A 6,992-nucleotide genomic window follows, 5' to 3' on the forward strand; every position below is an offset into this window, starting at 1 on the left:
GCACTATATCTTCTTTTCTTAACATTTTTTAACAGCAAACATGTTAAAAAGAATGTGCCTTGGAACATTCTCGCGCCTCGCGCGGTCGCTTGCGACGATCTACATCTTCGCGCGAGTGTGCATCTTTGGCACGTCAGTGCCTTTTTATGTAACGGGGAATTCCTCGGAATTTCCCGTTACATAAAAAAGACCCGGCATGTCTCCATACCGGGTCTTCTCATATTCTGTCGTTTTTATTTGATCGTGAGCAGGTAATTCGCAAACTGCTGCGCTGTACGGCCGGAAAGTCCGCCACCGCGCATCTCGAAACGGTTCGCCTCGTAGCAGATCTCCTCATCAGTCATAACCTCCGGAGTGATGCCCGCGCGTCTCGCGAGAGCCACTGCCATCTCGTTGAACCCTTCCTTGTTCGGCTTCGCGTAGAAGATAGAAAGGCCAAACCGGTTGACCAGGGAGAGCTTCTCCTCCATGGTGTCGGAGCGGTGCAGATCCTCGCTGTGTTCCATGTCCTCTCTATCCTTCCACGTCTCCTTGATGAGGTGACGGCGGTTGGATGTGGCGTAGATCAGCACGTTGTCCGGCTTTGTCTCGACTCCGCCCTCGATAACAGCCTTTAAGAACTTGTACTCGATCTCAAACTCCTCGAAGGAGAGATCATCCATGTAGATGATGAACTTGTAGTTGCGGTTCTTGATCTGGGCGATGATCGTGGAAAGATCCTTAAACTGATGCTTGTAGATCTCGATCATGCGCAGGCCCTGGGGGTAGAACTGGTTGACGATGGCCTTGATGCTGGTGGATTTACCGGTACCGCTGTCGCCGAATAACAGCACGTTGTTCGCCGCTTTTCCGTCACAGAATGCCTGGGTGTTCTCCACGAGTTTCTTCTTTTGGAGCTCGTAGCCGATGAGGTCATCCAGCATAACGGTATCCATGTTGTTGATCGGCAGGAAGCGGATGGATCCGTCCTTGTTCTCAGCAATGCGGAATGCCTTGTTGAGTCCGAACATGCCGACACCGTAATCTTTGTAGAACTCTGTCACATACTGGAAGAAATCTGCCCCTGACTCGGCCGTCTCAAGCTTCTCGCTTAAGGTTCTCACTTTCTCGCTGACATTTTTATTGTACATCAGCTCTTTTTTGCGGATTGCCTGGTAGTGGGTCAGCTGTGTGAAGCAATCGATGGAGAGTTCTTTCTCCAGCCAGGAAAAATCGTAATCGAACAGTTCCTTGAACATGTCGAAGTCGTGAGTCACAAAGTTGTTGACCGTTCCTTCCTGGGCCCCCATCTTCTCGCAGACGAGGCTGAACGGATTCTCATTCGTGATCAGGATGAATGTCAGGTAATTGTGCCATAAGTTCTTGTCAAAAGCGTAGTCTGTGGCAACCGTCAGAAGATTCTTCACCTGGTGGAATACACGGGTTCTCAGCGCCGCCTTCGTCTCCGTTCCCTCCTTCAATTTCTCACAGATATCCGCAAGCTGCCAGAGGATCGAGTCTTCCGGCAGGCTGCCGTATACGAGCAGGTTTGATACGATCTCGTTCATATAGTTTCCTCTCTTTAATAAAAATGTGCCTTGGCACATTTTCGCGCCGGTCGCAGTCGTTTGCGGCAATCTACATTTTAGCGCGAGTGCGCATCATCGGCACGTAGTACCTTTTATACAACAGAATGTTCCATAGGAATTTCCTGTTATCCAAAAAAGACGGCGCAGCTTCTAAACAAGCCCGCCGCCTTAAAAATTTACTTATTCAACAATAGCACCCTTATCCGCAGAGGATACGTTCTTCGCATAGCGCTTTAAGTATCCCGTCAGCTTCTTCGGCTCGCGGATCTTCATGGTCTTCTTTCTCTCTTCCATCTCTTCATCGGAAATAAGCAGCTTTAAGCTATAGTTCGGGATGTCGATCGCGATCTTGTCGCCGTCTTTGATGTAAGCGATCGGGCCGCCTGCAGCTGCCTCCGGGGAGATATGTCCGATAGCTGCACCGCAGGATGCGCCTGAAAAACGTCCGTCTGTAAGAAGAGCAACGGTTGTGTCAAGCTTCATACCAACGATCGCGGATGTCGGAGAAAGCATTTCTCTCATACCCGGGCCGCCTGCCGGTCCCTCATAACGGATGACAACGATGTCGCCCGGAACGATCTTTCCAGCGTAGATCGCTGCGATCGCCTCTTCCTCGGAATCAAAGCACTTTGCGGTACCTGTGTTGACTAACATCTCCGGTTTTACAGCGGAACGCTTTACGATCGCGCCGTTCGGAGCCAGGTTTCCGAAAAGGACGGCAAGTCCGCCGGTCTTTGTGTATGGATTGTCTAACGGACGGATCACTTCCGGATTGCGGTTTACGGCACGGGCAACGTTCTCAGCAACAGTCTTTCCTGTTACAGTTTTGCAGTCGCCGTGGATCATACCGGCATCGAGAAGTTCTTTTAATACTGCGGAGATTCCGCCTGCCTCCAGGAGATCCTGCATGTGGTGATGTCCTGCCGGTGCGAGGTGGCACAGGTTCGGAGTCTTCTCACTGATCGCGTTGATCATGTGAAGATCAAGAGTGATATCAGCCTCATGGGCAATTGCAAGAAGATGAAGCGCGGAGTTTGTGGAACATCCGAGAGCCATATCGGTTGTTAAAGCATTCTCGAATGCTGCCGGTGTGATGATATCGCGCGGACGAACATCGTCAGCTAAGAGTTTCATAACCTGCATACCTGCAGTCTTTGCGAGACGGACACGCTCAGCGTATACAGCCGGGATCGTACCATTTCCCGGAAGACCGAGGCCAAGAACCTCTGTTAAGCAGTTCATGGAGTTTGCCGTGAACATACCGGAACAGGAACCGCAGCCCGGGCAGGAGCTTCCCTCGATCTCAGCGAGTTCTTCGTCGTTGATCAGATTTGCTTTTCTGGCACCAACTGCCTCGAATACAGTATTTAAATCTCTCTGGTTGATGGAGAGCATCGGACCGCCGGATACGAAGATACACGGAAGGTTCAGACGCATTGCTGCCATTAACATACCCGGAACGATCTTATCACAGTTCGGGATGAATACGAGTGCGTCGAAGCAGTGTGCCTTTACCATACATTCGATGGTATCTGCGATCAGCTCACGGGAGCTTAAAGAGAAATGCATTCCATCATGGCCCATGGCGATACCATCGCAGACACCGATGGTATTGAACTCCATCGGTGTTCCACCTGCTGCAAGGACGCCGTCCTTTACGGCACGGGCGATAGTCTGTAAGTGCATATGTCCCGGTGCTACTTCATTGAAAGAGTTTACAACGCCGATAAACGGGCGACGCATCTGCTCGTCGTTATATCCATCTGCCTTTAAAAGGGAACGGTGCGGCGCATGCTCTACGCCAGCTTTTACTTTATCTGAATTCATGATTTTTCTCCTTATGAAACCCAAAGCCAGGCGGTTATGCCTGGCCCTGAAGAATTTTTTTAGGGTTTCGCTGCCCCGCAGTGCCACACTCGCGGACTTGTGTCCGCTCGTGCGCGGGCATTCGCCCTATGAATCCGCTGGCAAAGATTCACTTATGTGCAAGCACAACGTGAATCTTTCCTCGTCGGATTCGCACTGCTCATTGCTATCGCGACTATTTAGCCTCGTCAAGATCCTGTGTCTGCTTCCAGCCCATCTTTGCTCTTAACTCGCGGCCTGTCTTAGCTGCAAGTGTATCAGCGTGTGCTGCTCTTGCTGCGTTGAACATTGTTCTGCCAACCTGGTTCTCAAGAATCCAGTTCTTAGCGAATGTACCATCCTGGATCTCTGTTAATACCTGCTTCATAGCCTTCCTAGCTTCATCGCCGATGATTCTCTTACCGCTTACATAGTCACCGTACTCAGCAGTATCGGAGATGGAGTATCTCATTCCCTCGAAACCAGCGTTGAAGATCAGGTCTACGATCAGTTTCATCTCGTGGATGCACTCGAAGTATGCGTTCTCCGGCTTATAACCAGCCTCAACAAGTGTGTTGAAACCAGCTTCCATTAATGCGCAAACGCCGCCGCAGAGAACTGCCTGCTCACCGAAGAGGTCTGTCTCTGTCTCTTCCTTAAATGTTGTCTCGAGGATACCGCCTCTTGCTCCGCCGATGCCTGCAGCGTATGCCTTAGCAACTTCCATGGAGTTTCCAGCCGGGTCCTGCTCAACAGCTACGAGGCACGGAACACCTTTACCGCCTACATACTGGGAGCGAACGGTGTGGCCCGGTCCCTTCGGAGCGATCATGATCACGTTTACATCTGCCGGCGGAACGATCTGTTTGAAGTGGATATTGAAGCCGTGAGCGAATGCAAGTGTCTTGCCTGCTGAAAGGTTGTCCTTGATATCTTTCTTGTAGAGAGCTGCCTGCTTCTCATCGTTTACAAGGATCATGATGATATCTGCTGCCTTTACAGCGTCTGCTGTGAGCATAACTGTGAAGCCGTCTTCTTTTGCCTTTGCTGCGGACTTGGAGCCCTCGTAAAGACCTACTACTACATCAACACCGGAATCTCTTAAGTTCAGAGCGTGTGCATGACCCTGAGAACCGTAGCCGATAACAGCTACTTTCTTTCCGTCAAGAAGTGATAAGTTACAATCTCTCTCATAATACATGGTTGCCATAGTTTTTCTTCTCCTTATTCTTCATTGTGATCGACACGTAATGTGTTGTCTATCCCTAAACCGATCGCGATCTCTCCCGACCGGCTAAGTTCTAATATACCAAAATCTCTGACTTTTTCAATAAAAGACTCAACTTTTTTGCTGTCTCCGGTAATCTCGGCTGTCAGATGCTCTTCACCGAAGTCTACGACTTTTCCGCCGTACTCGTTGATCAGATCCAGTACCTGATGTTTGCTGGAACCTCTGTGGCTTCCTGTCAGGTGCATTTTGATGTACATATGCTGGGCAAATACGGTGTTTTCCGGTTCCAAAAGTGTTACGGCACGGACATCAATGAGTTTTTCCAGCTGACGGACCACCTGGTCCTTCATATATTCATCTCCTGTGGAGACGATGGTGATCCGCGTATAATTCGGATCATCCAGCGTACCTGCGGAGATATTATCGATATTATAGCAGCGCTTTGCGTAAAGACCGGCGATGCGGTTTAAAACGCCGAAGCGGTTGTTTACGATCATGGCGACCGCAAACTTTTCAACTTTGTTTTCCATGGTCACCTTATCCTTCCACAATCATGTCTTTAATAGATCGTCCCGGCGGGATCATCGGCAGGACTTTCTCATCCATATCAATGTGACAGTCGATCAGAACCGGTCCCTGGGATTTGTCAGCTACATCAAGGGCTTTCTTTAGATCCTCCATCGTGTAGACCGCGTATCCGTCAGCACCGAAGGCTTTCGCCAGAGCCGGGAAGTCCGTCTTTCTGTCCAGGATCGTCTGGGAATAGTGACAGTCGTAGAAAATTGTCTGCCACTGTCTTACCATTCCGAGGACATCATTGTCGAAAATGACAATGGTGATCGGGAGTTCCTGACTCACCGCCGTTGCCATCTCGTTTAAGTTCATTCCGAAGCTTCCGTCTCCAGTGAAGAGAACGGTTCTTCTGCCTCTCGCTGCGATGCATCCGCCGATGGCTGCACCGAGACCGTATCCCATGGTTCCGAGACCGCCGGAAGTGAGAAGCGTGTGCGGCTTTTCAAACGGGTAGAACTGCATGGTCCACATCTGGTGCTGTCCGACGTCGGTAGCGACCACTGTGTCCTCGGTACAATGTCTGTGAACTTCCTCGATGATGGCTTCCGGTCCGTAAGGTTTCGGTGCCGGGAGGATCATCTCGTTTTTATAGCCCTCAAGCTCACTCACCCACTCCGGATGCCGTTCTTCCGGGAGCGCTTCCAGAATCTTCGTAAGGATCTCCTTCACATCGCCCCAGAGGCTCACATCAGGACTGACATTCTTTCCGATCTCCGCGCGGTCGATATCGATATGGACCGTCATACATTTCTTTGTGTACTCGTTTAAGTCACCTGTCGCGCGGTCAGAGAATCTGACGCCGACTGCCAGAAGCAGATCACATTCGGACTGGGCCTTGATGGACGGATATTTTCCGTGCATGCCGCACATTCCAAGATTCAGCGGATAGGAGGCCGGAACGGAGGTGATTCCCATCATCGAAAGACCGATCGCCGCGTCGACCCGTTTTGAGAGCTCCAGGACTTCTTTCTGGGCTCCTGCTGCCACGACACCGCCGCCTGCGTAGATAAACGGCTTTTTCGCCTTTTTGATCATCTCAACAACTTCACCAATGTCTCCGCACTCGGACTTTCTCGGCTTCTTTACAACACTTGGGACTTTTAAGTCCTCCACATACTCGTATTCCGCAGACTGGACGTTCTTCGGAATATCAATGAGAACCGGTCCCTTACGTCCGGAATTCGCGATCTCGAAGGCTTCAATAATCGTCTTCTGAAGATCCTTAATGTCCCGGACCATGAAGTTGTGTTTTACTACCGGCTGTGTGATCCCGACGATATCCACCTCCTGGAAAGAATCCTTTCCGAGACTGTTTACCGCGACGTTTCCTGTGATCGCGACCATCGGTACGGAATCAAGGTAGGCGTTTGCGATCCCTGTCACCAGATTTGTAGCACCGGGACCGCTTGTCGCCAGGACCACGCCGGTCTTTCCGCTTGCTCTCGCATATCCGTCAGCGGCATGGGCAGCTCCCTGCTCATGGGCTGCTAAGACATGTCCGATACGGTCAGACGCAAGATAGAGTTCGTTATAGATATCAAGCACTGCGCCCCCCGGATATCCGAAGATCACTCTCACGCCCTGATGGATCAGCTCTTCCACCAGGATCCGCGCTCCGTTCATTTTCATAGCTGTTTTTCCCCTCATCTTATTTCTTTCGGAATGTCCGGCTCTGTCAGACATTCCCGTCTTTTCTTTTTCTGGTGCGGACAAATGTCCGTATCAAAATTCAGGTATCAAAAATAGGCTTCGCCTATTCAACTCCCCTACCCCTC

The 6,992-nt window shown here is 50.7% G+C and carries 5 protein-coding genes; all 5 read right to left on the reverse strand.

All coding sequences use genetic code 11. The features are described 5' to 3' along the window. Nucleotides 1-233 precede the first annotated feature (233 nt). The 5 genes from DW826_RS13435 to ilvB all read right to left on the reverse strand — a co-directional run bounded on the left by DW826_RS13435 (nucleotide 234) and on the right by ilvB (nucleotide 6,846). Nucleotides 234-1,547: an ATP-binding protein gene (locus DW826_RS13435; RefSeq protein WP_117552997.1), complete on the reverse strand. Its 1,314-nt coding sequence runs from the start codon at nucleotides 1,545-1,547 to the stop codon at nucleotides 234-236. Between the two features lie 201 nt (nucleotides 1,548-1,748). Beyond that, on the reverse strand, nucleotides 1,749-3,395 hold the full coding sequence (ilvD, locus tag DW826_RS13440; RefSeq protein WP_117552998.1) for a dihydroxy-acid dehydratase: 1,647 nt from the start codon (nucleotides 3,393-3,395) through the stop codon (nucleotides 1,749-1,751). Between the two features lie 214 nt (nucleotides 3,396-3,609). Continuing rightward, a complete protein-coding gene (gene ilvC, locus DW826_RS13445; RefSeq protein ID WP_117552999.1) occupies nucleotides 3,610-4,623 on the reverse strand; it encodes a ketol-acid reductoisomerase in 1,014 nt (337 codons plus the stop codon). Nucleotides 4,624-4,637: 14 nt separating this feature from the next. Further along, nucleotides 4,638-5,174 (reverse strand): acetolactate synthase small subunit, encoded by a 537-nt coding sequence (ilvN, locus tag DW826_RS13450; protein ID WP_144364837.1) that lies wholly within the window; start codon nucleotides 5,172-5,174, stop codon nucleotides 4,638-4,640. Between the two features lie 7 nt (nucleotides 5,175-5,181). Then, nucleotides 5,182-6,846, reverse strand: a complete 1,665-nt coding sequence (gene ilvB, locus DW826_RS13455; RefSeq protein WP_117553004.1) for a biosynthetic-type acetolactate synthase large subunit — start codon at nucleotides 6,844-6,846, stop codon at nucleotides 5,182-5,184. Nucleotides 6,847-6,992 lie beyond the last annotated feature (146 nt).

The sequence above is a fragment of the Clostridium sp. AM34-11AC genome (assembly GCF_003435375.1).
GTDB lineage: Bacteria > Bacillota > Clostridia > Lachnospirales > Lachnospiraceae > Pilosibacter > Pilosibacter fragilis.